Origin of the sequence: Terrihalobacillus insolitus (genome assembly GCF_028416575.1) — a bacterium.
Lineage (GTDB): Bacteria > Bacillota > Bacilli > Bacillales > Amphibacillaceae > Terrihalobacillus > Terrihalobacillus insolitus.
The window spans coordinates 249,107-273,114 of record NZ_JAMQKB010000002.1; the positions used below are offsets into that span (position 1 = coordinate 249,107).

Annotated in this window: 27 protein-coding genes; 9 read left to right on the forward strand and 18 right to left on the reverse strand. The window is 36.7% G+C overall.

All coding sequences use genetic code 11. The features are described 5' to 3' along the window. Position 1 precedes the first annotated feature (1 nt). A complete protein-coding gene (locus NC797_RS04425; protein ID WP_272435613.1) occupies positions 2-787 on the reverse strand; it encodes a Cof-type HAD-IIB family hydrolase in 786 nt (261 codons plus the stop codon). 547 nt (positions 788-1,334) lie between these two features. Between NC797_RS04425 and NC797_RS04430 the strand changes: the two genes are divergently transcribed. Together NC797_RS04430 and rnjA are read left to right on the forward strand one after the other, a co-directional pair. Further along, on the forward strand, positions 1,335-1,547 hold the full coding sequence (locus tag NC797_RS04430) for a DNA-dependent RNA polymerase subunit epsilon (protein WP_272435503.1): 213 nt from the start codon (positions 1,335-1,337) through the stop codon (positions 1,545-1,547). Next, entirely contained in the window at positions 1,547-3,214 is a 1,668-nt protein-coding gene (gene rnjA, locus NC797_RS04435; RefSeq protein ID WP_272435504.1) for a ribonuclease J1, read from the forward strand. The genes NC797_RS04430 and rnjA overlap by 1 nt, the downstream gene beginning before the upstream one ends. Before the next feature lie 102 nt (positions 3,215-3,316). Here rnjA and NC797_RS04440 read toward each other — a convergent pair whose 3' ends face one another. The 8 genes from NC797_RS04440 to NC797_RS04475 all read right to left on the reverse strand — a co-directional run bounded on the left by NC797_RS04440 (position 3,317) and on the right by NC797_RS04475 (position 11,893). Further along, entirely contained in the window at positions 3,317-3,988 is a 672-nt protein-coding gene (locus NC797_RS04440; protein WP_272435505.1) for a potassium channel family protein, read from the reverse strand. 69 nt (positions 3,989-4,057) lie between these two features. Further along, positions 4,058-5,071, reverse strand: coding sequence for a cytochrome d ubiquinol oxidase subunit II (locus tag NC797_RS04445; protein WP_272435506.1), 1,014 nt, complete (start codon positions 5,069-5,071; stop codon positions 4,058-4,060). Beyond that, positions 5,059-6,423 (reverse strand): cytochrome ubiquinol oxidase subunit I, encoded by a 1,365-nt coding sequence (locus NC797_RS04450; RefSeq protein WP_272435507.1) that lies wholly within the window; start codon positions 6,421-6,423, stop codon positions 5,059-5,061. Before NC797_RS04450 ends, NC797_RS04445 begins: the two co-directional genes overlap by 13 nt. Positions 6,424-6,659: 236 nt before the next feature. Continuing rightward, the gene (locus tag NC797_RS04455) at positions 6,660-6,830 is read right to left on the reverse strand and encodes a YfhD family protein (RefSeq protein ID WP_272435508.1); all 171 of its coding nucleotides are present in this window, start codon (positions 6,828-6,830) and stop codon (positions 6,660-6,662) included. A 178-nt stretch (positions 6,831-7,008) separates the two neighbouring features. Then, positions 7,009-8,856 carry an ABC transporter ATP-binding protein gene (locus NC797_RS04460; RefSeq protein ID WP_272435509.1) on the reverse strand — a complete coding sequence of 616 codons (1,848 nt, stop codon included), beginning with the start codon at positions 8,854-8,856 and terminating at the stop codon, positions 7,009-7,011. A 13-nt stretch (positions 8,857-8,869) separates the two neighbouring features. Continuing rightward, a complete protein-coding gene (locus NC797_RS04465) occupies positions 8,870-10,621 on the reverse strand; it encodes an ABC transporter ATP-binding protein (protein ID WP_272435511.1) in 1,752 nt (583 codons plus the stop codon). A gap of 175 nt (positions 10,622-10,796) precedes the next feature. After that, on the reverse strand, positions 10,797-11,243 hold the full coding sequence (locus NC797_RS04470) for a TlpA family protein disulfide reductase (protein WP_272435512.1): 447 nt from the start codon (positions 11,241-11,243) through the stop codon (positions 10,797-10,799). A gap of 107 nt (positions 11,244-11,350) precedes the next feature. Next, a complete protein-coding gene (locus NC797_RS04475; protein ID WP_272435513.1) occupies positions 11,351-11,893 on the reverse strand; it encodes a peroxiredoxin in 543 nt (180 codons plus the stop codon). Positions 11,894-12,108: 215 nt separating this feature from the next. Between NC797_RS04475 and NC797_RS04480 the strand changes: the two genes are divergently transcribed. After that, positions 12,109-12,933 carry a mechanosensitive ion channel family protein gene (locus NC797_RS04480; RefSeq protein ID WP_272435514.1) on the forward strand — a complete coding sequence of 275 codons (825 nt, stop codon included), beginning with the start codon at positions 12,109-12,111 and terminating at the stop codon, positions 12,931-12,933. Between the two features lie 86 nt (positions 12,934-13,019). Here the strand turns inward: NC797_RS04480 and NC797_RS04485 are convergent, their stop codons facing one another. The 4 genes from NC797_RS04485 to cbpB form a co-directional block, all read right to left on the reverse strand. After that, complete coding sequence (locus NC797_RS04485; protein WP_272435515.1) at positions 13,020-13,262, reverse strand: YkuS family protein; 243 nt, start codon at positions 13,260-13,262, stop codon at positions 13,020-13,022. Between the two features lie 115 nt (positions 13,263-13,377). Next, on the reverse strand, positions 13,378-14,493 hold the full coding sequence (locus tag NC797_RS04490; protein ID WP_272435516.1) for an N-acetyldiaminopimelate deacetylase: 1,116 nt from the start codon (positions 14,491-14,493) through the stop codon (positions 13,378-13,380). 74 nt (positions 14,494-14,567) lie between these two features. Further along, positions 14,568-15,287, reverse strand: a complete 720-nt coding sequence (gene dapD, locus NC797_RS04495; RefSeq protein WP_272435518.1) for a 2,3,4,5-tetrahydropyridine-2,6-dicarboxylate N-acetyltransferase — start codon at positions 15,285-15,287, stop codon at positions 14,568-14,570. Positions 15,288-15,431: 144 nt separating this feature from the next. After that, on the reverse strand, positions 15,432-15,884 hold the full coding sequence (cbpB, locus tag NC797_RS04500) for a cyclic-di-AMP-binding protein CbpB (protein WP_272435520.1): 453 nt from the start codon (positions 15,882-15,884) through the stop codon (positions 15,432-15,434). Between the two features lie 269 nt (positions 15,885-16,153). Here cbpB and NC797_RS04505 point away from each other — a divergent pair, with 269 nt between their 5' ends. Both NC797_RS04505 and NC797_RS04510 read left to right on the forward strand, forming a co-directional pair. Then, positions 16,154-17,008 (forward strand): metallophosphoesterase, encoded by an 855-nt coding sequence (locus NC797_RS04505; protein WP_272435521.1) that lies wholly within the window; start codon positions 16,154-16,156, stop codon positions 17,006-17,008. A gap of 228 nt (positions 17,009-17,236) precedes the next feature. Continuing rightward, a complete protein-coding gene (locus NC797_RS04510; protein ID WP_272435522.1) occupies positions 17,237-17,707 on the forward strand; it encodes a YkyB family protein in 471 nt (156 codons plus the stop codon). Between the two features lie 38 nt (positions 17,708-17,745). On the opposite strand, the gene NC797_RS04515 is transcribed toward NC797_RS04510, so the two are convergent. Then, positions 17,746-18,147, reverse strand: a complete 402-nt coding sequence (locus NC797_RS04515; RefSeq protein WP_272435523.1) for a hypothetical protein — start codon at positions 18,145-18,147, stop codon at positions 17,746-17,748. A gap of 108 nt (positions 18,148-18,255) precedes the next feature. Here NC797_RS04515 and NC797_RS04520 point away from each other — a divergent pair, with 108 nt between their 5' ends. After that, on the forward strand, positions 18,256-19,167 hold the full coding sequence (locus NC797_RS04520) for a DMT family transporter (RefSeq protein WP_272435524.1): 912 nt from the start codon (positions 18,256-18,258) through the stop codon (positions 19,165-19,167). 82 nt (positions 19,168-19,249) lie between these two features. Here the strand turns inward: NC797_RS04520 and NC797_RS04525 are convergent, their stop codons facing one another. Further along, a complete protein-coding gene (locus tag NC797_RS04525) occupies positions 19,250-20,122 on the reverse strand; it encodes a patatin-like phospholipase family protein (protein ID WP_334313181.1) in 873 nt (290 codons plus the stop codon). A gap of 205 nt (positions 20,123-20,327) precedes the next feature. Next, positions 20,328-20,474 carry an FbpB family small basic protein gene (locus tag NC797_RS04530; RefSeq protein ID WP_272435525.1) on the reverse strand — a complete coding sequence of 49 codons (147 nt, stop codon included), beginning with the start codon at positions 20,472-20,474 and terminating at the stop codon, positions 20,328-20,330. Between the two features lie 126 nt (positions 20,475-20,600). Here NC797_RS04530 and NC797_RS04535 point away from each other — a divergent pair, with 126 nt between their 5' ends. Beyond that, positions 20,601-21,755 (forward strand): aminotransferase A, encoded by a 1,155-nt coding sequence (locus NC797_RS04535; RefSeq protein ID WP_272435526.1) that lies wholly within the window; start codon positions 20,601-20,603, stop codon positions 21,753-21,755. A gap of 205 nt (positions 21,756-21,960) precedes the next feature. Here the strand turns inward: NC797_RS04535 and NC797_RS04540 are convergent, their stop codons facing one another. Together NC797_RS04540 and NC797_RS04545 are read right to left on the reverse strand one after the other, a co-directional pair. Continuing rightward, a complete protein-coding gene (locus NC797_RS04540) occupies positions 21,961-22,128 on the reverse strand; it encodes an aspartyl-phosphate phosphatase Spo0E family protein (RefSeq protein ID WP_272435527.1) in 168 nt (55 codons plus the stop codon). A 111-nt stretch (positions 22,129-22,239) separates the two neighbouring features. Continuing rightward, entirely contained in the window at positions 22,240-22,428 is a 189-nt protein-coding gene (locus NC797_RS04545) for an aspartyl-phosphate phosphatase Spo0E family protein (RefSeq protein ID WP_272435528.1), read from the reverse strand. Positions 22,429-22,687: 259 nt separating this feature from the next. Here NC797_RS04545 and NC797_RS04550 point away from each other — a divergent pair, with 259 nt between their 5' ends. Together NC797_RS04550 and lepB are read left to right on the forward strand one after the other, a co-directional pair. Continuing rightward, on the forward strand, positions 22,688-23,035 hold the full coding sequence (locus tag NC797_RS04550; RefSeq protein ID WP_272435529.1) for a PilZ domain-containing protein: 348 nt from the start codon (positions 22,688-22,690) through the stop codon (positions 23,033-23,035). A 52-nt stretch (positions 23,036-23,087) separates the two neighbouring features. Continuing rightward, positions 23,088-23,609 carry a signal peptidase I gene (lepB, locus tag NC797_RS04555; RefSeq protein ID WP_272435530.1) on the forward strand — a complete coding sequence of 174 codons (522 nt, stop codon included), beginning with the start codon at positions 23,088-23,090 and terminating at the stop codon, positions 23,607-23,609. Positions 23,610-24,008: the final 399 nt, after the last annotated feature.

The window sequence follows — 24,008 nt, forward strand, 5'->3', positions numbered from 1 at the left end:
CTTACTTTGTTAATAATCCCAAATGGCGTAATCCTTTTACGATACCTCCATTGTCTACATCATCTGTTACATAATCGGCTATCTGCTTCAATTCTTCTATCGCATTGCCCATTGCAATACCCGTACCAACATGTTTGATCATTTCCAAATCGTTAAGCCCATCCCCAAATGCATATGAATCTTCCACTTTCAAACCACTAGCCTCTATTAATTTTTCTACACCAACTGCCTTTGAACCACCATTTGGTAAGACATCGCAAGAATAATCATGCCACCGAATGAATCGTAACTGTTCACTAGCATTCACATATGAAGCTTCTTCTTTATCTTTGCAGAAAAGTAGTGCCTGATAAATAGTCGTTTTATGAAGAAAGTCTGGGTCTACTTCTGGATAATGGAATTTTAAAGATGCTAAGCTATTTTTAATATCAGGATGACCTTCAATCGAAGCTTTCATATCATTATTTGTCATAAATACCATCGGGTGGCCGCCACTTGTTGCCTGTTTATAGAGTGTTACGAGATTCGTTTTAGTAATCGGATGCTCATAAACTGTTTCACCTTCAAAAACAACGTATTGTCCATTAAAACTGACAAATGATTCAATAGCTAATTTTTTGCGTATATCCTCAAACATAAACGGCGCTCGCCCAGTTGCAATTGCAACATATATACCACATTCTTTAAGAAGTTCAATTGCTCTAACTGTTTCTCTTGGAATATCCTTATTGTGATCCACCAACGTACCATCTATATCAAAGAATACAATTTTATTGTTCACGTATATCCCCCATTATTACTGTATTTGGCAAAGCCTTCGTTCAAAACTTATCTGATCAACATACTATTAGTTATACCATTATTCAATGTCCGACGTATAAGAAAATGCAATATGCAAAAAATATCCTTAAAGAGGATATTCAAAAAGTCACCAAATGATAAGCTGTGCATCTGCTTGATTCTAATTCGGCGACTTTTGAACACGCATTAAGAAAAGAAATTTGATTTGTTTGCACTGTTTCTATTTCAATCTGAACGAAACCATATTATACTATACATTAGAGGGATTGGATCGGTATTCGTTTTTTTGTTGCTTTTCTTTGGTATAAGGAAAGGGGCTGAAAGAAATAATGTTAAAACGTTTAAAGGAGAAGCTAAAAAAACGCTGGAAGGATTTTATTGGCCAAAAGCGTGTTCCTACTACGTACGATAACGATTTTTAATAGGTTTCCTGTTGACTAATATTAGGTACTTTCTGACAAAATAAACAAAAAACTATTAGCTATGATGTACAAAAAAGAGAAAAGAACACCAAAGTTAGGAGAGGTTTAAACATGATTTTTAAAGTAATGTATCAGGAACTTCCAAATGAAATTCCTGTTCGCGAACGTACAAAAAGCTTGTATTTTGAAGCTCAATCTCAACGTGAAGTACGCCAAAAACTCTCCGATCGTAGTATTAATATTGAATTTATCCAGCAGTTAGACGATGCGCATCTTGCTTACGAAAAAAATTCTCCAAATTTTAAAGTGGAGAATGCCTCGTAATGAAATTTGTTAAAAATGACCAAGCTGCTGTCTTTGCATTAGGTGGCTTAGGTGAAATTGGGAAAAACACATATGGAGTACAGTTCCAAGACGAAATTATTCTCATCGATGCTGGGATTAAATTTCCTGAAGATGAACTACTCGGAATTGACTATGTAATTCCAGATTACACCTACCTTGTGCAAAATCAAGATAAAATAAAGGGATTGTTTGTAACGCATGGTCACGAAGATCATATTGGCGGCATCCCTTATCTATTAAGGGAAATTAACATCCCTATATACGCTGGAAAACTCGCGATCGGAATTCTAAAAAACAAATTAGATGAACATGGCCTTTTACGGAATGCAACGATTCACACCATTCAAGAAGACGATATCATTAAATTCCGTAAAACGTCAGTAACCTTTTTCCGTACAACACATAGCATTCCCGATTCTTTCGGGATCGTAGTTAAAACACCACCAGGTAATATTGTGCAAACAGGTGACTTCAAGTTCGATTTTACACCTGTTGGCGAACCTGCAAATCTTGCCAAAATGGCCGAAATTGGTAATGAAGGTGTCCTTTGTTTATTGTCAGATAGTACCAACAGCGAAGTCCCAGGTTTTACCAAATCCGAACGAGTCGTTGCGAAAAGTATTGACGATATATTTGGGAGAGTGAACGGTAGACTGATTTTTGCAACCTTCGCTTCTAATATTCATCGACTTCAACAGGTAGTAGAAGCATCCGTGAAACACAATCGTAAAGTAGCCGTTTTTGGAAGAAGCATGGAAGCAAATATTAAAATCGGACAAGATTTGGGATATATCCGTGCGCCTAAAGATACTTTTATCGATGCCCAGCAAATAAATCGTCTACCTGCACATGAGGTAACGATATTGTGTACTGGGTCACAAGGAGAACCGATGGCTGCCTTATCTAGAGTGGCTAATGGTACTCATCGCCAAATTCAAATTATTCCAGGAGATACCGTTGTATTTTCATCCTCTCCAATCCCAGGCAATAATGTAAGTGTAAGTCGTACCATTAATATGTTGTACCGCGCAGGTGCAGAAGTTATTCATGGACCGCTAAATGATATCCATACATCTGGACATGGAAGTCAGGAAGAGCAAAAAATGATGCTTCGATTAATGAAGCCAAAGTATTTCATGCCTATCCATGGTGAATACCGAATGCTAAAAGAACATACAAAGTTAGCTCAAGCAACTGATATTGATCCTGGCAACTGTTTTGTGATGGATATTGGTGACGTTTTAGCACTAGGAAAAGATAGTGCGATGATCGCTGGAAAAATCCCTTCTGGCTCAATTTATGTTGACGGAAGTGGAATTGGCGATATTGGAAACATTGTATTAAGAGATCGTAGAATTCTTTCAGAAGAGGGATTAGTTATTGTAGTCGTTAGCATTAACATGAAAGAATTTAAAATCGCTTCTGGCCCAGACATCATATCACGAGGATTCGTATATATGAGGGAGTCAGAGGATTTAATTAATGAAGCACAAAAAATTGTATCCTCACACCTCGATAAAGTAATGGAAAGAAGAACGACACAATGGTCAGAAATAAAAAATGAAATCACAGATACGATCGCTCCATTTTTATATGAAAAAACGAAGAGAAAGCCAATGATATTACCGATTATCATGGAGATTTAACGATAAGAAAAACCCTTTGCTAAATAGCAAAGGGTTTTTCTTATCGTTAAATCACGACCTCTTAACAAGTATGAATACACACTTAAGAGGTTTTCAAGATTTTTAATCTTCATCGTCCACAACTAGATGTTTTTCAAAACGTGAAATATCCTTATCTGCACCAATGACAATCAATATGTCATTTTCGTGTATAAGCTCTGTAGCCATAGGAGATACATTTATTTCCTTTTCTTGTTTAATAGCTACTACGTTGCATCCATACTTCGCGCGAATATCAAGTTCAACCAGTGTCTTGCCACTCATTTTTTTTCCTGCTTTTACCTCGACAATGCTGTGATCATCCGATAATTCTAAATGGTCTAATATATTATTCGAAATAATACTATGAGCAATTCGTTTCCCCATATCGCGCTCAGGATGAACTACTTGATCTGCTCCAATTTTATTTAGCACTTTCTCATGATAATCATTTTGTGCCTTTACTGTTATTTTATTTATACCCAATTCTTTTAACATTAAAGTAGTAAGAATGCTAGCCTGAATATTGTCCCCAATTGCAACAATTACATGATCAATATTCCGGATTCCTAGTTCTATTAACACTTTTTCATCTGTAGTATCTGCTATGACAGCGTGGGAAGCAATATTTTTAAATTCAGAAACTTTTTCTTCTTCTATGTCGATGGCAAGAACCTCCATCCCTTCATTGCTTAGCTCCCTGCAAATACTACCACCAAAGCGGCCTAGTCCGATAACAGCAAATTCTCTTTTCATTACTCATCCTCCATCCTTATCGCCTTCCATAAGCAGTCTATCACATTTTTAAACAAGAAGGGAGTCAACTTATTTTTTTCCTTTTACATAATCTGCGTCAAACAAAAACATTTTCATGAGCAACAGTAATGACGGAATCAAAAGGAATAACCCTAAAATAAAGGCAATTACTAATGCATAACCCATTGATTCATGGGTAGCACCATCATAAATGGTGATATATGGCTCAAGTAAATATGGTAAATGCCCAGCCCCATAGCCGAAAAACGCGAAGAAAAATTGAAACATAACACATAGAAAAGCGATTCCATAAAGCTTACCTTGAAAAATAAGCCAGATTGCCAATGAAAAGAAGCCAATGGACAGTCCAAACACCCACCATAAATCAATTAAATTCATATAGTGCCTTGGGTTATGTTGGCTTAAAGCGATAAAGGTTGTAAGACTAGCAATAATCGTTGGAACACTCCAAAATAACGCGTAGTTGCGAACCAATGCTAGAGCTTGTTTATCATTCGCTCGATTGGCATAAAATGTTAAAAAGGTTGCACTAATAAATAATACCGAAACAATTGCTAAAAATACAACACTCCATGAATATGGACTTGTTAATAGCTTCTTTGTCATTAGGATTACACCGTTTTCTGTTTCCTGAATAAAACCACCCTCTGAGATCGTCAGCGCAGTAGATAAGGATGCAGGAATAAGCAGACCCGTTGCACCATATAAAAACAAATAAACCGGATTTTCCTTCGAACCATAGTTCTCAAATGCATAAAACGAACCTCTAATTGCCAATAGTACAATGGCAATACTCCCAGGTACGAGTAAGGTTTGTCCAAAGTAATAAGCAGTATCGGGAAAAAAACCGACCAAACCGACAAAGAAAAAAACGAAAAAAACGTTGGTCACTTCCCAAACAGGTGATAAGTAACGAGAAATTAGTTTGTTGATTACATGATCTTTCTTTGTCCGCTTGGCATAGTAAGCAAAAAAGCCGGCCCCGAAATCAATAGAAGCTACAATTAAATATCCGTAAAGAAATAACCATAATGCGGTAATTCCAATCATTACGTAGTCCATTTTGAATCATCCTTTTTTGTCACATTTGGATATCGGTGTTCTAGTTCTAGTTCCACTGGATTATTTCGAAACATTTTCCGAAGAACAACAACACAAGTTACCCCAAGCGCAGTATACAGCGCTAAAAAGAGTAGGAACATCAGGCCTACGTTTGGTGAGGTTGTTGCACCTTCCGCAACCTTCATATAGCCTTTTAATATCCATGGTTGCCGTCCAACCTCTGCATAAATCCAACCGAATTCTATTCCCAGCATTGCTAAGGGACCATTTGCAACAAGTAACCAAAGTAACGGCTTATTCAATTCATTCCATTTTTTTAGCCTCATGAACAGGATATACAAGAGTGAAACTCCAATACCATACATTCCTATCGTTATCATAAAGTCAAACATATAGTGTATCCATAAAGGAGGGGTTAGGGATTCTGGGAATTGATCTAGGCCAGTAACTTCACTGTTAAAGTCACCATTAGCTAAAAAGCTGAGCAATTTAGGGAATCTTATTCCACCTACAATTTCATTGCTTTCATTCAGCCTTCCAAACATTATTAAATCTGCACCCTCTTCTGTTTCAAACAACCATTCAGCAGCAGCTAATTTTTCTGGCTGGTTCTCAGCCAAATACTTAGCCGAAAAGTCACCAGCAACTGCTGTCAAGATACCAAACATAAGTGTTAACGTAACTGTTAATTTTAACGCCTTACGATGATATACATTTGATTTCTTACGTAAGATACTATAGGCAGCAATTGCTGCTAAAATGGCTGCAGACGTAAAGTAAGAAGATGTTAACACATGTGCAACCTTTGTTGGTGTTGCTGGATTTAGCATAGCTGCAATAGGATCTATCGTTGTTATCGTTCTCCCCTCAAGTGTAAAGCCTTGAGGTGCGTTCATAAAAGCATTCACAGTCGTAATAAAAACCGCAGACATACCAGAACCAATGACGACTGGGATGGACAATAGCCAATGGTAAATTGGTTTTTTAAATCGATCCCACGTATAAAGATAAGCACCTAAAAAAATTGCTTCAAAGAAAAACGCAAATGTCTCTAAAAAAAGTGGCAAGCTTATCACATTACCAGCAATCTGCATAAAGCTTGGCCATAATAAAGACAGCTGTAACCCAATAGCAGTACCTGTTACGACCCCAATAGCTACGGTAATAACAAATCCGCGCGTCCACCTGCGTGCTAAAAGAATGTAGTGCGAATCCTTTTTCTTAATACCTATATACTCTGCGATAGAAACCATGAGTGGTACCCCTACCCCGATGGTAGCGAAGATGATATGAAACACAAGTGTTAAAGACGTTAACATACGACTCAATACCACAGAATCCAATTCAGGCATATCTATCCCTCCGTTCTTTTAAATTGAACAACCTCTTTAATGTGAAAAAAGCTTCTTCTTCTTTTTATAACCCTAATTATTTTATGCTAAACAGTTACTTTTAGTATAAACCCTACATGTTCCGTATAATTAAAATAAAGCTGACACTTTTGTGACATTATTCACAAACTTTATTTTCATTAAAATAGGCAGACGCCTCTTTACCGACGTCCGCCATTATATTAAATGTTTATTGCTTATTTACCTTTTACTCGTCGATCAGCTGCTTTAGCCCTTTCCTGCGCTTCTAAATCTTCATGATCTGCGAGCTCCTGTGAAAATTCAATATCACGACCGTCTGGCGTGATCTCCTGTTTATCTGTCCCATTATTTTTGCTTCTCGTCTGTTGGTTTCTAGTACGGCTCATTCGAATCCCCTTTCTAACCAATAATTTGAACAGTTCCTGCTCATTTTTATGTTTTCCAAATTGACAATAAAGTATGAACATCTCGCTTGGATTTGCTTTATATACTTCATTGCCACCAGCAACACATAGTCAAAAAGAAAACCCTCACCATAAATGGCAAGAGCATTACATACATACGTTATATTGCATCTAACATTTGGAATTGGGATTTTACTAAATCAAAGTATTCCCCTTTTCGGTCCATTAACTCCTGATGGTTACCTTGTTCCAATATTGTTCCATTTTCCAAGACGATAATTTTGTCCGCTTCCCTTATCGTTGAAAGACGGTGTGCAATCATAATGGAAGTGCGACCTTTTAAGAGCCTCTTTAATGCTTTTTGAATTTTTACTTCTGTTTCCGTATCAATGCTTGCAGTTGCTTCATCCAGTATAATAATTCTCGGATCAGCCAACAATGCTCTAGCAAACGACAATAATTGTCTTTCACCAGCAGACAGTATGTTTCCTCTTTCTTCTACTTCTGTTTGATAATCCTCCGCTAAACGTTGAATGAAATCGTCAGCCCCTACGACCTTGGCTGCTTCGATTACTTCTTCATCGGTAGCACTAGGGCGGCCAAATCGAATATTTTCCATTATTGTTCCCGAAAAAATAAACGTGTCTTGTAGAACAACACTAATATTGTTTCTCAAGCTATCAATTTTCATGTCCTTAACATCTTGGCCGTCAATTTTTACAGACCCTTTCGTTGGGTCATAGAATCGACTAATTAAGTTTGCTATTGTTGATTTCCCTGAACCTGTATGTCCAACAAGCGCCACTGTCTGACCTGGTTTCATCTCAAGTGAAATTTCATGAAGTGCAATACGATCATCATCATAAGAGAACTGAACATGATCTAATTCAACATGTCCTCTCATATTTGAGAATTCTTTTGCATTTTCTTTTTCAGCGACATTTGGTCGTTCATCTAAAAATTCAAATATCCGTTCCGAAGATGCCATCGCTACAAGTAGCTGATTGTAAATTTGTCCTAATCTTGAAATAGGTTCCCAGAACATTCCTAAAAAGAAAGCAAAAGAAACGAACGTACCGATCTCTATTCCACCATTGGCTTCACCAAGAAGTAGTAATCGGGATCCATAGGAAATGAGAATAACGGTCCCTATTGCATTACTCATTTCTACAAATGGGCCAAAGTAAGCACTTTTCTTTGTAGCAATTCGCTCCGTTTCAAAATTGTCCGTGTTTACACCATCAAAGAACTCCGTGTTTTCTGTTTCTTGTGAAAAGGATTGTGTAATTCGAATCCCTTGAATACTTTCATTCAAATGAGAGTTCAGCCGGGATTTTTGAATTCGCACATCCTGCCAAGATCGACGGATATTTCTTCTTAATTTAGTAGAAATATAGAACATAATTGGTAAAATGACCATTACGGCAAGTGCTAGCTTTGGACTAAGTACAAACAAGGTGACGAAAATTCCAACTAACATAAATAAATCCATTAAGAGGTTGATTATTCCATTCGTAAACAATTCCTGTAGGGAATTAACATCATTTAAGATACGAACTAAAATAGATCCTGCCGACCTTTTGTCAAAGAAATTATGGGATAAACGTTGAATGTGCGAAAATAACTGCCGTCGCAAATCGTAAATAACATTTTGCCCTAACACGTTCACCCATTTAATTCGAAATACATTCGCTACATAACTGATCAGATAAAGTACACCAATTCCAATCACGAGATACATAAGAAAACTCATATCATTGTTGGCAATTGCCATATCTATTGCTACCTTACCAATAAGGATCGGCACAGCCAGTCGAACAAGTGTAGAAATCAACATAGCAATGATGGATCCAGGCAACAATGTCTTACTATAAGGTTTTACATAACTTAATAATCTAAGCATCTGATTCCAATTAAATGGCTTTTCTACTGCTTGATCTAACGGATAATAAAACCGTTTTAAATGATGGCTCTTTTTTTTCAGTTGATCTTTCGTACGTTTTGACAACTTTAATCCCCCCCTAGTTAACAGCATCCATTATTGCCTGTTTGTCTTGATACTGTATATCGTAAATGCGCTGATAGGGTCCATTATTTGTTAAAAGCTCTTCATGTGTTCCGCGTTCAACAATTCTCCCATTTTCTAAAACTAAAATTTCGTCTGCATGCTTTAAAGAAGAAATACGGTGGGCAATAATGAAGGTTGTTCGATCTTCCATTACTTCTTTTAACGCTTTTTGGATGTTAAATTCGGTTTCCATATCAACTGCTGACGTCGCATCATCTAGGACTAAGATGCTTGGATTAATTAGAATGGCTCGAGCAATTGCGATCCGCTGCTTTTGTCCTCCAGATAACCCCATACCTCTTTCACCAAGCATCGTGTCGTAGCCTTTTGGCATTTCCATGATGAATTCATGAGCCTGTGCTCGCTTCGCTGCATCCACAATTTCTTCCATTGATGCACTTGGGTTTCCATATGCGATATTCTCTTTAATGGTAGTTGAGAATAAAAAGGACTCTTGAAGTACAAACCCTATATTTCGCCTTAATTCTTTTAAGTCATATGAGTCCACTTTTTTACCATCTACCAATACTTCCCCTGCTTCAGGTTCATAGAAACGGGTGATCAGCTGGGTAATACTTGTTTTCCCAGATCCTGTTGCCCCAACAAGTCCTATAGTTTTTCCAGGAGGTGCATCAAATGAAATATTTTTGAGTGCTGCATCATCATCTTCAATATAGGTCAACGTAACATCGTTAAACGTAACATGCCCATTGATCGATTTTTTGTCTAATGTGTTTTCTTTTTCAACAATATCTTCTTTTGCTTCTAAAATTTCTAGTAAGCGCTCACCAGATGCCTTCGCTTGTGAGAACATATTTATAACAAATCCAAGATTGATTAATGGCCATAAAATGTAGCTAATCAAACTAAAGAATGCCACAAGTTCCCCTATGCCTAACTGTTCATCAACAACAAGGAATCCTCCATATGCGATCAGGACGACCATACATACGTTTCCAATGAATTCCATCAACGGAAAATATCGAGACCATATGTTAGAGGTGTGAATATATTTTCCACGATAATCTTCGTTACTTGAAGTAAATCGGCCAATTTCAAAATCCTCTTTTGACAAGGATTTTACCGTATTCATCCCACTTACATTTTCTTGTATTCTAGTATTTAAGCGACCGAGTGACTTTCGAATATTCCGAAATGCGGGATGCACACGTCGGTCAAACTTGTAAACTACAATCGCTAAAAATGGCATAGCAGCCATCGTTGTCAATGTAAGCGTAACAGAGTAATAAAACATGACACTAATACTGACAACAATAAGAAGGACGAGGCGAATCAATTCTTTCATACCAGCGGCTAAAAAGAATTTAAATCCCTCCACATCCATTGTTAGCCTAGACATTAAATCTCCTGTTCTAGCATTATCGTAATACGTAAAAGAAAGACGTTGGAGTTTTTTATATAAACCATCCCTCAATGTATAAACCGACTTCACTCCAAAAAGATCCCCGAGATATTGTTGCAGAAAATTTGCGATTCCTTTTACCATCATTAAGAGTATGAAACCAATCGATAGGTACGGAATTAAGTTGTACTGCTCTCCAAGTACAACATCATCAATCGTAATTTGCAGAACGATCGGATAGACCACTGTAATCCCAGTAACCATCAAAACAAACACTATTGATAATAGGAAATACCTCCTAAACGGCCAATAATACTGTTGAAGCTTTTTAAAGGTTTCCATCGTTTCCCTCCCCCTGATGAATTTTTTACCGTAATAATAAATATATCGGGTATCGAAATAAATTTCCACCTATTTGGCTTAATTTTTTTAAAGTTTTTTTGTAATAATTCTTGACTTTTTTAAAGAGAAATCAAAAACCCCCTGTTTTCAGTAACAAGGGGTTCGTTTTATCATTTTAAGTCTTACCAAGGACACGATTCACACGTTTACGAAGCATTTTCATTCCTCCACCACCTGCTTGAAAGTGACGCAGCTTTCCATCAACGTCAAAAACATAGTAGGAGGGAACATATTTATTATCAAATGCATCATTTAGCTTCCTGTCGTTATCAACGAAAATGGTTTGTGAAATATCGTACTGTTTTGCAATCTCCTTAATCTTGTCAAGATCTAAATCCTTTTCAGATCTTGGTATATGGACAGCGAGGACATTTAGTTCCTTCTCATATTCATCTCTAAATTCGTTTACTTTCGGCATTGCCTCTTTACACAGCTCACAGCTTACAGACCAAAAGTGGATTAATGTCGGCTTGTTACCAATCAAAGCTTCTTTCCTTATTTCACTACCATTAAGCCACTCTGATTCACCTAGTAGCTCTGGCATTTCATCACGCAACTTCATATATTTTTCTCCTCCTTTAAACGCTTCAAATAAACAGACCCATCATATATAGGAGACGAGTAGAAGAGATACGTCGCTTAACATTTGGTGACTTTTTGAACAACCTCTTATAGCGTCGCTTGGCCTGGTTTCCAATCTGCTGGACATAATCCACCAGTTTGTAATGCTTGCAACACACGAAGAGTCTCATCAACATCACGGCCTATATTGTTATGATTCACTACTTGATATTGGAGTTCTCCTTCTGGATTGATAATAAAAAGACCCCGAAGTGCAACACCTTCTTCATCAATTAATACACCATAATCACGGGCAATTTTATGATTGGTATCTGCAGCTAAAGGATATTGTAAATCACCTAGGCCGTTTTTATCCCGCGACGTATTAATCCATGCCAAATGTGTGTGGATTGTATCAGTGGAAACACCAATCACTTCCGCATCAAGATCTTCAAACTCATCAAAACGATCAGATAAGGCTGTAATTTCTGTTGGGCAAACAAACGTAAAATCCATTGGATAGAAAAAGAGAACCGTCCATTTATCCTCTTTCATGTTCTCCTCCAGAGACACCTTGCCAAATTCTTTGTTTGGAAGTACAGCCTCCATTTCAAATCGTGGAGCTTGTTTTGCTACCATACGTTCTACCATATGTAATTCCTCCATTATTATATATTAAGTGAATACGTTTGTTTATTATGCCCAACATAGTAAAAAATAGTACCATTCATCTTGGATTTTTTTACATGTTATCGTATGATCATTTTCTTTTCGGGGTGCGTGTTCCATCTTGAAAATCATATAACTTGTCCATAAAAATCCTTTATATTATCGTAAATAATGAGTTCCTAGAAAGGAGAATATATATGGATTTATTTAATGATTTTGATATAACTGCAATAGTGGGGCCTGTTGTTTCAAATGGATTAAAAATAATCTTGTTAATTGTAGCATTTATGATTGCTTCACCTATTGGAAAAAAGGTAATTAAGTTGTCGATAGAAAGAGCAGGTAAACACCATCAAGTTAATAAAGGAAGAACAAGAACATTAGAAAAACTATTAATTAATGCATTCTCTTATACATTAATCTTCCTTTTTATTGCAATGCTGCTTGGCATATTTGAAATTGAAATAGGACCGCTTTTAGCTGGTGCTGGTATTCTCGGTCTAGCAATAGGTTTTGGTGCCCAAGGTCTTGTGAGTGATGTTGTGACAGGATTCTTCCTCTTACTAGAAAAACAAATTGATGTTGATGACTATGTGACAACTGGTGGCTTTGAAGGAATTGTAGAAGAAGTTGGGCTACGTACAACTAAAATTAGAAGCTTTGATGGCACATTAAACTTCATTCCTAATCGAAATATTTCCGGTGTAAGTAATCACTCCCGCGGCAATATGCGGGCACTCGTAGATATTGGAATTAGTTATGAAGAAAATATGGATGAGGCGATGAAAGTTTTGCAAAATGTCTGTGATGAATTTGCTTCTGATGAGCGAATGAAAGAAGGGCCAGATGTTCTAGGCGTACAGCAGATGGGTTCCTCTGATGTTGTCCTTCGTATTATTGGCTTTACGGAAAACATGGAGCAATGGGCAGTAGAAAGAGACCTTAGAAAAAGACTGAAGGAAGCTCTCGATACTGCTGGAATTGAAATCCCATACCCACACCAAGTCAATATTACAAAGTAATTCATTCATGCATTTATTACCCATTCAACTTTTATAGAGGATGTTCAAAAAATAACAGAAGGAAGCTGCTCCCTTCTGTTATCGTATTATTGTAAGCGACTTTCCACCTCTTGTGTTACTTCTTCAGCGGTCAGTCCTTCTGCATTAATGACAGAACCTTGCGTACTCGTTGTAGCAATTCCCATTACATTTTTATCTTGACCAGAGATGACACAACAATCAACACCCTTTGCATCCTCTTCTTGCCGAAGATCAACGATATCATACCCTTTTTCTTGAAGTGCTGCCTTAATATCAGATAATGATCCTTCAATTCCAACTCGTGCCAATTGAATACCTCCTCAGAATTTTATACACGTTTATCTTTTCCAAGTTATGACTTCGTATTCAAGAGTTTGTTCAAAAAAGGGAATCACTTGCTTGGAACGAGAGAATTGAACGCACTTAAAGCCTTCTTAAAGTTGATTCAACAACATCAACCCCAACCTGGAGCGCTTCTTCCTTCGGATTCAATTTTGCGTGATGTAGGCCATACCCTGAATCAACCCCTAACCAGAACATGAATCCTGGTATCTCTTTTAACATATAGCCAAAATCCTCTCCCGTCATAGCTGGACCTGCTTCTTGGTACTGAACACCGATTGCTTCTACCGTGCTTTTAAAGCGTTTAACGAGATTTGCATCATTAAATACTTGATAATAATTCGATCCATAGTCAATCGAAATGGAGCAATCAGCGGAAATTTCGAAGCCTTTGGCCATTTGTTCTATGTTTTGTTTAATGTCATCTATAACAGGAGCCTTTAACGTGCGAATTGTCCCCTCTATGCGCGCTTCTTCCGCAATGACATTTTGAACAAACCCACCACTTATCTTGCCAATTGAAATAACTGCGCTTTGCAGCGGGTCCATTTTTCGAGAAACGATTTGTTGAAGCTGTGTTACAAAGCTGCTAGCAGTTACGACCATGTCCTTTGTTAAATGGGGGTATGCCGCATGACCGCCTTTTCCCTTAAAATGAACAAAAAGTTCACTCGTATTTGCAAAAAGTAAACCAGCTCTCGAAGATACCGTACCTACTGGAAGCTCTGGAGCTATATGAAGCGCAAATATAACGTCTGGGTTCCATTGTTTCCATTCGCTCGATTGCAGGAAAGGCAATGCACCTCCTGGGCCTTCCTCGGCTGGTTGAAAAATAAATACAACATCATCATCGATTGGTTGATTAATAAGACGTTCTAACACCCCAAGTGCAATTGTCATGTGAAAGTCATGTCCACAAGCATGCATGTTGCCCTTGTGCATGGATTCAAATTCTAGTCCTGTTGCTTCATGAATAGGTAGACCATCTATATCAGCCCGAAAGCCAATTGTTCTAATAGGATTTTTTCCCGAAACCTTAACTAAAATACCTGTTCTCCACTGTTTTACCTCAACATGTCTCTTTTTCATTCTCTCAACCTTCTGAAGTAAATATGCTTGTGTCTTTATCTCCTGAAAGCCGAGCTCAGGTATCTGGTGTAAAGTTCTCCTAGTTTCCTGTAGTGTAGTATAATCCATTTGTTCTTCCCCCCCCAAACTTTCATTCTCATCGATAAAAAGACAGGAGAATGAATCTCCTGCCCTGTTCATGACTACTGATCCAGTTTCCTTAGTTCTTGCTTGATCTCAGTCTTTGCTTTCGTTTGGTCGTCAATTTCTTTCAGTATTTTTGCGGGGGTACCTGCTACTAATGTGTTCGGTGGGACATCTTTTGTAACGATAGCACCAGCAGCAACGACAGCGCCTTTTCCGACAGTTACACCCTCAAGTACAACAGCATTGGCACCTATAACAACATCATCTTCAATGACAACGGGCTTAGCAGAAGGTGGTTCAATGACTCCCGCTAATACGGAGCCAGCACCGATATGACAGTTCTTTCCAACGGTTGCTCTTCCTCCTAGCGTCACATTCATATCAATCATCGTACCACTACCAACAACAGAGCCAATATTAATCATTGCTCCCATCATAATGACACAGCCATCGCCTATTTCGACTTGATCACGAATAACCGCTCCAGGTTCAATTCGAGCATTAATATTTTTAAGGTCTAACAAAGGAATGGCAGAATTTCGTCGATCGTTTTCAACCACATAATCTTCAACCTTGTCCTTTTGTTGATCGAGTATATTTTGGATATCCTTCCATTCACCAAAAAGAATACCTGTGTTTCCCGTTACAAAATCCTTCACACTCTCTGGAAATGAGATATCCTCTAATTGTTTCCCTTTAATATAAACCTTTACAGGCGTTGATTTTTTGCTGTTTGAAATAAAAGAAATTATTTCGTTTGCATCCATCATTTTCAATCTGCTTTTCCTCCTATGTATTAAAAAACTATTTTCTCTACTTTACCAAAAGAACTTCTGTCTATTCAAGAAATATCACTCTTCTTAATTATTAAAGGGCTCCTGACTTATATATGACAAGAGCCCTTTAAACTTTTCTACACTTTATTCGGTTTTGCTTTTATTGGCGTGAAGGTCTTTATTCAACTGCTTGAGAATTGCTCTCCTTGTCAAAATCCCATCAAAATACCCTTCTTCATCCGCAACACATACAAACGGGTAATCAATAACGGCTTTTAAAGCTACCAAAAAAGAATCGGACTTTTTTAAACAAGGCACATCCTTTTGCATTACGTCGTTTACAGTGATTTTAGATAAACGTTCCATTTCAAACCGCTCAATGCCAAGAATATGATTTAAAATGACCGTTTTACCAATGGTTCCCTTTAGTTTATAAGATGTATCCAAAACAGGCACTGCAGAATAACCAGATTTCACTAACACCAATAAAGCATGTTCCAATGGATTAGCCAATTGGACGTGAGCAACTTTTTCAGAAGAAATCATTAATTCCTCAACCACAATTTCAGTTAATGGTTTATGTTGAACACTTGTCACAGTAACACTCCCTTAGGATAATGCCCAAAAAATTTTTTTGAACATTTACATTCATTTAATTGAAGGAGTTTTCATTTACGCTTTTTAATCCCATACATAGTTTACCACAAATAACCTAAACAGACCACGGAAACGAATGACGGAATTTTTAAGAACACACATGATAAAACCCTTTATTTTACTTTACATATTTTATTCCAAAATCCAAGGCAATACATGCTATAATGCAGTTACCCATTCTAGAGTATTAAGAAAGGTTCGAGTGTTGCATGAAACGAAGATCATTTTTAAAAAAATCGCTTACAAGTACATTGTCTCTATTTGGACTGAGTGGAGGAACTTATTATTATGCAAAGGAAATAGAACCTTCCATGCTTCGAATACAGAAGGAACAGATATCTTCATCCAAAATTCCAAAAACATTTCACAATTATAAAATTGTTCAGTTTAGCGATACGCACATTGGATTTAACTATAATTTGGATCAATTTAGTGAATTAATTGAAGAAATGAATAAACAAAAAGCAGACATCGTAATTTTTACTGGAGATTTAGTAGATAAGCCACAGGAGTATGATTGGAATCAAGAAATAATTGATTTACTGCAACGAATTGACGCCCCAAAAAAGTATTGGATATACGGAAACCATGATCACGGAGGCTATGGTACAGAAATTGTAAAAGAGACAATGGACCGTGGTGGTTTTGTCCTACTTCAAAATTCTTCGGTCCGTATTGAAAAATCAAGCCAATACATTAATCTGGCAGGAATAGACGATATCATGTTAGGCAAACCAGATATAAAAAAAACACTTAACAATGTAGATCCAAATTACTTTACGATATTTTTGGTTCATGAGCCAGACTTTGCTGATACAACGAAATCGTATGATGTAGATATTCAGCTATCAGGGCATAGTCATGGAGGACAAATTCAAATACCCTTTTTCGGTTATGTCTATACCCCTGCACTCGCAGAGAAATACGTTGAAGGAAGATATAATTTACCGGCATCTTCTTTGACACTCTATGTTAGTAGAGGAATTGGCACAACAAGACTTCCGTACCGCTTTTTATGCAAACCTGAGTTTACTGTTTATCAATTAAAGGCGACTGTTGAGTGAGAATAAAGGAGGAGATGATATCTAATATGTACCTTATTCTTCCTTTTTACGGAATATAGTTTTAGCCCTGTTTCTGATTTCCTACTTATTTCTTTCCATATATTCTATTTTTTTGTTGATCTTTTATGGACAGTTGCTGTAAGATGGTAGAAACCTTACTACTAATAGTGGGTGTTCAAAAATGGAACATCCTCTATATAACGGAATTTGATCGAAAGGAGGAAAACGGTGAAACCCTACACAACTCACGATTTGGCAATGGCCATATTTACAGTTAATCGGCATGCAAAGACCGCCCCAAATCCAAAGGCATTGTATACATTAAAAAAAGAAACCATTTATAAACTATTAAAAGAAAATAGAGCAAAAAAAATAGGCCTCCATTTTACAGAGCAACCTAAGCTTAGTCATCAGCATTCTACACTTCTGATCCAGATAGAAGATTACTTCTTCCATATTCCACCATCTAAGGAAGACTTCAAAACAGTTCAGCACTTAGGGAAAATAGATCAACACTATCGTAATCCGAAAACAAAGATGTCTCTTTCCTATGCAAAAAAAGTGCTTTATCATTACCTAGATTGGAAAGAAGAAAAAAGTAATCCCTCATCGAAACATAGAAGATTTGCTTCTTATTATACACCTTCTTCTTTAGGAAAAATGGACTGGCCCAATAACAAAAACGGTTTCAGAAAATAGTTCAAATTTAACAATCCCAATGTGTATTGGGATTGTGGTTAACGTTGTACATTCGAATTTTTCCCTTTGGCCAATCTGAAAATACTTTGAACTAGTTCGATGACAAATAAAATACCACCAAAAAAAGTAATACCAAGTATTCCACTAGCAAGATCCTTTAGTTGCAGATTATATGGTTGGCTTGTTTCTTGATATAACTTATACAAGATAAGAAGAAATAACATCCCAACCCCTGCAACAATATAGGTTAGTAGTCTATTCATATTTAATGCAATTAGCCATCTTAAAACAGGTCTTAGTACATAATAGCAACAAAAAATTCCGATTAAACCTATAATAAAGTACAATTGCTGATCCGTGATCCCTAATGGCAATAACTGTGATTTTGTATTTGCCCAATTCAGATTGCTTATTTCTCCAAATGAAAACAATTGAGCCACCCGATCACCCCCTGCTTTCAAACAGGATGCTCACTCTAAATTAGATTTATACATTTATGACTGAAAACAATGTTATATTGTACAACCGTTAGAAGGGATGAACATGCATTGAAACGTGCCTATATTTTTATTTTAATTGGAGCAAGTCTTTGGGGAACGATTAGTTGGTTCGTTAAGCACCTTTATGCTCTTGGATTTACACCAATGGAAGTTGTTACATTAAGGGTTTGGACAACTGCTATTGTTTTAGTATTATTTTATTCTATTACATCTCCTAACACCTTAAAGCTAAAATCTATCAAGGACATCCGATATTTTCTAGGTACTGGGATTATTAGTATCGTCTTTTTTAATTTTTGTTTATTCACTGCCATTCAATTATCTACTGTGCCAGTTGCAACTGCCTTACTATATACTGCACCAGCATTCGTTTCTATTTTTTCTTATTTTTTATTTGGTGAATCATTTACCAAAAATAAAGTAATTGCGTTAATCGCAACACTTGTTGGTACGTCATTCATTGTTGGACTTTTCCCAGTTTCCGAACAATCACTAGGAGTTAGCACGATTTTAATTGGACTTGGATCTGGTTTAGGATATGCTTTATATAGTGTATTTAGCAAATATGCGTTAAAGAAATATTCTAGTAATAGTGTGACAGTACATACTTTTATTGTCTCAAGTATCTTTTTGACTCCATTTTTTTCGTTTGGAGATAAAGGAACGAGTATAATGGATCCAATGGTGCTTTTTTATGCATTCGGTCTTGGTCTATTTCCTACAGCGATCGCCTACCTCATCTACACAAATGGCTTACATTTTGTTGAAGCATCAAGAGCATCCATTTTAACAACAGTTGAGCCAGTGGTCGCATCCATCATCGGAGTTTTCGTTTTTCAAGAGTCCTTTGGGCTTTTTCAGGCAATTGGAATGGTGTTAATCCTTTCTGCAGTTTATCTTGTACAAGCGAAACAAAAGGATAAGGCGATCGACTATGCAGAAATGCGGGAAAATGGATAATATAAGACGAAAATCAAAAATTGCATCCCATTATAGTACTAAAATACCTAAATATGCGGATTACCCCTCTTACTATGTACTTCTATAGCAATTGCGAGGATTCACCTTCCAAAAATGCTTGGATATTTTCCTTTTGTTGTTTAGCTTCGAAATAGCCTTGTTCATAAAGGGCGTGAAGCTTTTGTTTATTTTTTTCTACTCTGCTAACCAGTAGTGGTTCTTTCGGTCGTATTAGAAAGGCCTCTCCTACCTTTTCCATCGCCTCTAATTTTGTCATTGTATGATTGTATAATTGATGTCTTTTTGAAATTGCTTTCTTTAAACCAGGGTGTTTTTTATAGGCATTCTTTACTACCCAATTAAACTTTGCACGTTTCTTTATGTACCCTTCGTTTCTCGTTAACACTACAACATGTTTTTTGTTTCCCGCTTCAATTGACGGCTGGATCGCAATAGGATCTGCAATTCCTCCGTCCATTAGATTTTTCCCTTTATAATGAATACTTGGTGCTAAGAAAGGCAAAGAACTCGAGGCTCGAATGACTCTTAATAGCTCCTCCTTGCTCGAAAAATGATGATAATAAACGGATTGGCCACTGTAAATATCTGTTGTGCCAACAACAAATTTAGTGTTACTTTCTGAGAAACTAGCATAATCAAACGGAACCAAACTGTTTGGCAATATGTCAAACAAGAAATCCATTCCAAATAATTCCCTTTTACGAATGGCACGTGTGAATGAAATATATTCAGGATGGTCTCCATACTCAACGATTATCTTATAGTTTCTCTCACGCTGTTTCGCAACATAGGAACTACCAACGCAGGCACCAGCTGAAGAACCAACTACATAAGGAAAAGTGATATTGTTGTCAAGAAAGAAATCAAGGACCCCTGCAGTATAAGCGCCTCTCATTCCTCCTCCTTCCAAAATTAACCCTGTTTTTTCTATCACATTGACACTTCCTTCTCACACCGAAAAATTAAAAATCATCCTAAAACTGAAAAATAATCTTCCTACACAAATACAATTTATGGATAAGTATAACACAGGCATCGATAAAATTAGTACACAATGCTTAAGACAAAAAGATACTCCTTTTACAGTAGTAAAAGGAGTATCTTTTTGTCTTGTTTAAATCATCTATGGTATGATCTTTTTACACGATTTTTTTTGTCGCTTCATTCTTTTTTTGTTGTTTTAACTCCATTTGTTTCTCAATTTCAGTCATTGCTTGTTGATCTCTTAAAAGCTCTTGTTTATTTTGATCAACCAATTCCTGGAAAGTTAACCGACGTGGTCTCAATTGTGACACACTCCTTAGTCTAGTAGTAGTTTTTCTTGTTTCTATTTATATTATACCCAAAAGATCAGCGCACTAATCGAAATTGTTTGAACATTTTGTTAACATTTGCACACAGGAGGATCTATTTTGAAAAAAAATCTAAATCACCAAGTAACCAATATCGAAATATCGGGTATCCGACAGTTTTTTAACCTAGTATCAAACAAGAAAGACATCATTTCATTAACGATTGGGCAACCAGACTTCCCAACCCCTGAACACATAAAACAAGCTGCAAAGCATGCGATCAATATGAATTATACAACCTATACACATAATGCTGGAATAACGCCACTGCGTCAGGCTGTTGCGATGTATATGGAGGAAAAATACAACCTAACTTATCGTTCCGAAGACGAGGTGATTGTTACTGTCGGTGCTTCTCAGGCTATTGATATCACGCTTAGAACAATCCTGACAGAAGGAGATGAGGTGATCCTACCTGGCCCGATTTACCCAGGTTATGAGCCCCTCATTACACTGACGGGTGCCAAAACAGTGTTTGTAGATACAACAACAAGTGGATTTAAATTAACGAAAGAATTGTTAAGGCAGCACATTTCACCCAAAACAAAGTGTCTCATTTTACCCTATCCTTCTAATCCAACTGGTGTCTCGTATACAAAAAAAGAGCTTTCAGAATTGGTAGAGGAATTAAAACAAAGAAACATTTTCATTCTTTCTGATGAGATTTATAGCGAACTCAATTATGAGGGGAAACACTACTCGATTGCTCGGTTTGAAGAAATAAAAGATAAAACGATTGTAATTAATGGATTATCAAAATCACATGCAATGACAGGTTGGCGTATCGGGTTTTTACTTGCACCGAGGTGGCTTAGTGAACATATATTGAAGGTTCACCAATATAATGTGTCTTGCGCAACGTCTATCAGTCAGTATGCTGCATTGGAAGCTTTGACCAACGGGAAAAACGACGCCATATACATGCGTAATGAATATCGAAGCCGACGTGATTATGTTTATGATCGTTTAACAAAAATGGGATTGGAAGTAACCAAACCAGACGGTGCATTTTACTTTTTCCCAAAACTTGCGTTAGGCACTATGTCCTCTTTTGAACTAGGAATAAAGCTGTTAGAAGAAGCCAAGCTTGCATTAGTGCCTGGAGATGCCTTTTCGAAACATGGACAAGGCTACATGCGACTTTCCTACGCATATGACAGAGAAACATTAGAGAAAGGATTGGATCGGCTTGAAAATTTTATACAAAAGAAATAATGAACGATAGCAGAGATGGCAATGCCATCTCTTTACTTATCACTAAGCGAACTCGTTTCAGCAAGCTGAAACATCGGGGGAATCAGATGGAGTCTCGACTCCACCTAATTGGAAATTCTCACCTACGCTTCGCTTAGAGGTGGGGGTCTAAAACCCTAAAACCATTTAAAGATAAAAAAATCCTTTATACAAAGGATTTAATGAACTAATTTTTGTTATTGTTTTTATACGACTCATATACATTTAAGAGCCTGTCCAATTCTTGACTAATTTTAATCGAATCTTCACTCGTAAATCCTTTTTTTAAGGCAACCTCGGTCATTTTATTTCTCAAATGTTCAATTCTCTCCAAAAGCTGTTCTAGATTACACACCTTAATACCGGGTTACCCCCTCTCATAGACAGCCAATTTTTTATATTCTACCATATTAGAACTTTATATAATAGAATATTTTCTTCAACCTTTTAACAAATTAAGTACAAATTACATGCTATTGTTTTTATATAAAAAGTACTTATTAATCAATAAGTCTAGTTCTTGGCTTTCTTGAACAGTCTTCACATCGGATAACCCGTATAAATTTGCCGTCTTAACCATTTCTTTTCTTTTTTCAGAAATTTTTCTTTGGAGTACATACTCCTTTTTCTCCATTAATTCTAATTCTTTCTGCATACTCCCCATTACCCTTCTTTTATATATTTCACAAACGCTAATGAGTATGACAGAGTGAACAAAAGTTGTAAAGAGATTCGCAAAATTAGACAAACTTTTCAAAAAAATATCGAACCATTAGCACTAAAGGGCTGTTTTGGCGACAAATACCGACAATTAACTCGGTTGCCCCACTCTTTTTTCACCTGTTTTTTTCTATCATTTTATTTCATTAAATGGTATCTTTAAATTACATATGTAAAAAGGAGCATTAAATTCTATGTACTACAAACGTAATGAGCCCTATCGTTATTCCTTTCCCGAACCAGTACAAGGCACCCTAGAAGACATAACAGAAGAAAGGGATGCTGTTTTTGACGTATATCTACTTGACCTAAGCTTAAGCGGGGCTAAAATCACATGCCCCCTAGACTCGCCAATCGAAAAATGGACGACTTATATGTTACGGTTTTCACTTAAGGATGAGGATTTTCACACTGCAGTGAACCTAGTTTGGATCAGACAAGCTGGTAAAATATCTATTGGGGGGTTAAAGTTGGATTCTGATAACGAATTTCGACAGCGTATTACTAGCATATTAAAACAGTTAGCTAAAGCCAATACATAACCAGTCAAACATAATAATCCATCTTGTGTCGATACAGAAAGGAAGTACAATCATGTCAAGTCATACGAATAGCGAATGGATAGATTGGCTAAAAGCCATTTTCATTGCTATAATTCTTGCATTTATCTTAAGAACTTTCCTATTTTCTACCTCGATTGTTCTAGGGGAAAGCATGTATCCAACTTTAGAAGATGGAGAGCGTATACTATTTAATAAATTTGTTTATCTTGTCGATGAACCTAATCGGGGTGATATTGTAATCATTCAACGCCCAAACAAAAATTACGTAAAGCGTGTCATTGCATTACCTGAAGAAACGATCTCTGTCAAAGACGGTGCTTTATATATAAACGGGGAAAAGTATACGCAATCCTTTCTTGAAAAACAAGCTATAATGAGGACAGGAAATTTTGGCCCGATCACTGTTCCACCTAACAGTTATTTTGTAATGGGAGATAATCGTGGTATAAGTAGGGATAGTCGAAATGGATTAGGCTTTATTTATAAAGATGAAATTGTTGGCCGTACAGAATTTATCATCTACCCGATTGATGAATGGGATAGAACAAAATAAGTCCTGACAATCGACTTATTGACGCACACTACATAAAAGGGGATCAAAAGAATAATATTTTGCACCCCCTTTTATGTACTTTATGAAAGATTTTCGTCGGATCAAAATATAAGAAATATCTCATTTTCCGATTTTTGGATAATGTTTTTCCTTTTAAATCACTGTCACGAATATTAACCTCTGTCAAAAATGCAATAACCAATATTCAATAGAATGATACCCAATCCAACAACAAACATGATAATCTCCAACACTTAGAACCCCTCCTTTGAATTTCTTTAGGACATTAGTTTAAAATTGACTAAAGATGATAAGATCTATTGTTTCCACTTTTATACTACCAAGAAATGAATATCAAATAAAGAAAAATATATGGTAAACTATTAGCAGTGCGTATTT

Coding starts and splice junctions, on each gene's coding strand:
- NC797_RS04430 (WP_272435503.1), top strand. CDS start 1,335: ATGATTTTTAAAGTAATGTATCAGGAACTTCCAAATGAAATTCCTGTT.
- NC797_RS04505 (WP_272435521.1), top strand. CDS start 16,154: ATGAAACGAAGATCATTTTTAAAAAAATCGCTTACAAGTACATTGTCT.
- NC797_RS04545 (WP_272435528.1), bottom strand. CDS start 22,428: ATGCAGAAAGAATTAGAATTAATGGAGAAAAAGGAGTATGTACTCCAA.
- NC797_RS04445 (WP_272435506.1), bottom strand. CDS start 5,071: ATGGACTACGTAATGATTGGAATTACCGCATTATGGTTATTTCTTTAC.
- NC797_RS04550 (WP_272435529.1), top strand. CDS start 22,688: ATGTACTACAAACGTAATGAGCCCTATCGTTATTCCTTTCCCGAACCA.
- NC797_RS04450 (WP_272435507.1), bottom strand. CDS start 6,423: ATGCCTGAATTGGATTCTGTGGTATTGAGTCGTATGTTAACGTCTTTA.
- NC797_RS04475 (WP_272435513.1), bottom strand. CDS start 11,893: ATGGTAGAACGTATGGTAGCAAAACAAGCTCCACGATTTGAAATGGAG.
- lepB (WP_272435530.1), top strand. CDS start 23,088: ATGTCAAGTCATACGAATAGCGAATGGATAGATTGGCTAAAAGCCATT.
- NC797_RS04440 (WP_272435505.1), bottom strand. CDS start 3,988: ATGAAAAGAGAATTTGCTGTTATCGGACTAGGCCGCTTTGGTGGTAGT.
- NC797_RS04455 (WP_272435508.1), bottom strand. CDS start 6,830: ATGAGCCGTACTAGAAACCAACAGACGAGAAGCAAAAATAATGGGACA.
- NC797_RS04490 (WP_272435516.1), bottom strand. CDS start 14,493: ATGGATTATACTACACTACAGGAAACTAGGAGAACTTTACACCAGATA.
- rnjA (WP_272435504.1), top strand. CDS start 1,547: ATGAAATTTGTTAAAAATGACCAAGCTGCTGTCTTTGCATTAGGTGGC.
- NC797_RS04470 (WP_272435512.1), bottom strand. CDS start 11,243: ATGAAGTTGCGTGATGAAATGCCAGAGCTACTAGGTGAATCAGAGTGG.
- NC797_RS04465 (WP_272435511.1), bottom strand. CDS start 10,621: ATGGAAACCTTTAAAAAGCTTCAACAGTATTATTGGCCGTTTAGGAGG.
- NC797_RS04480 (WP_272435514.1), top strand. CDS start 12,109: ATGGATTTATTTAATGATTTTGATATAACTGCAATAGTGGGGCCTGTT.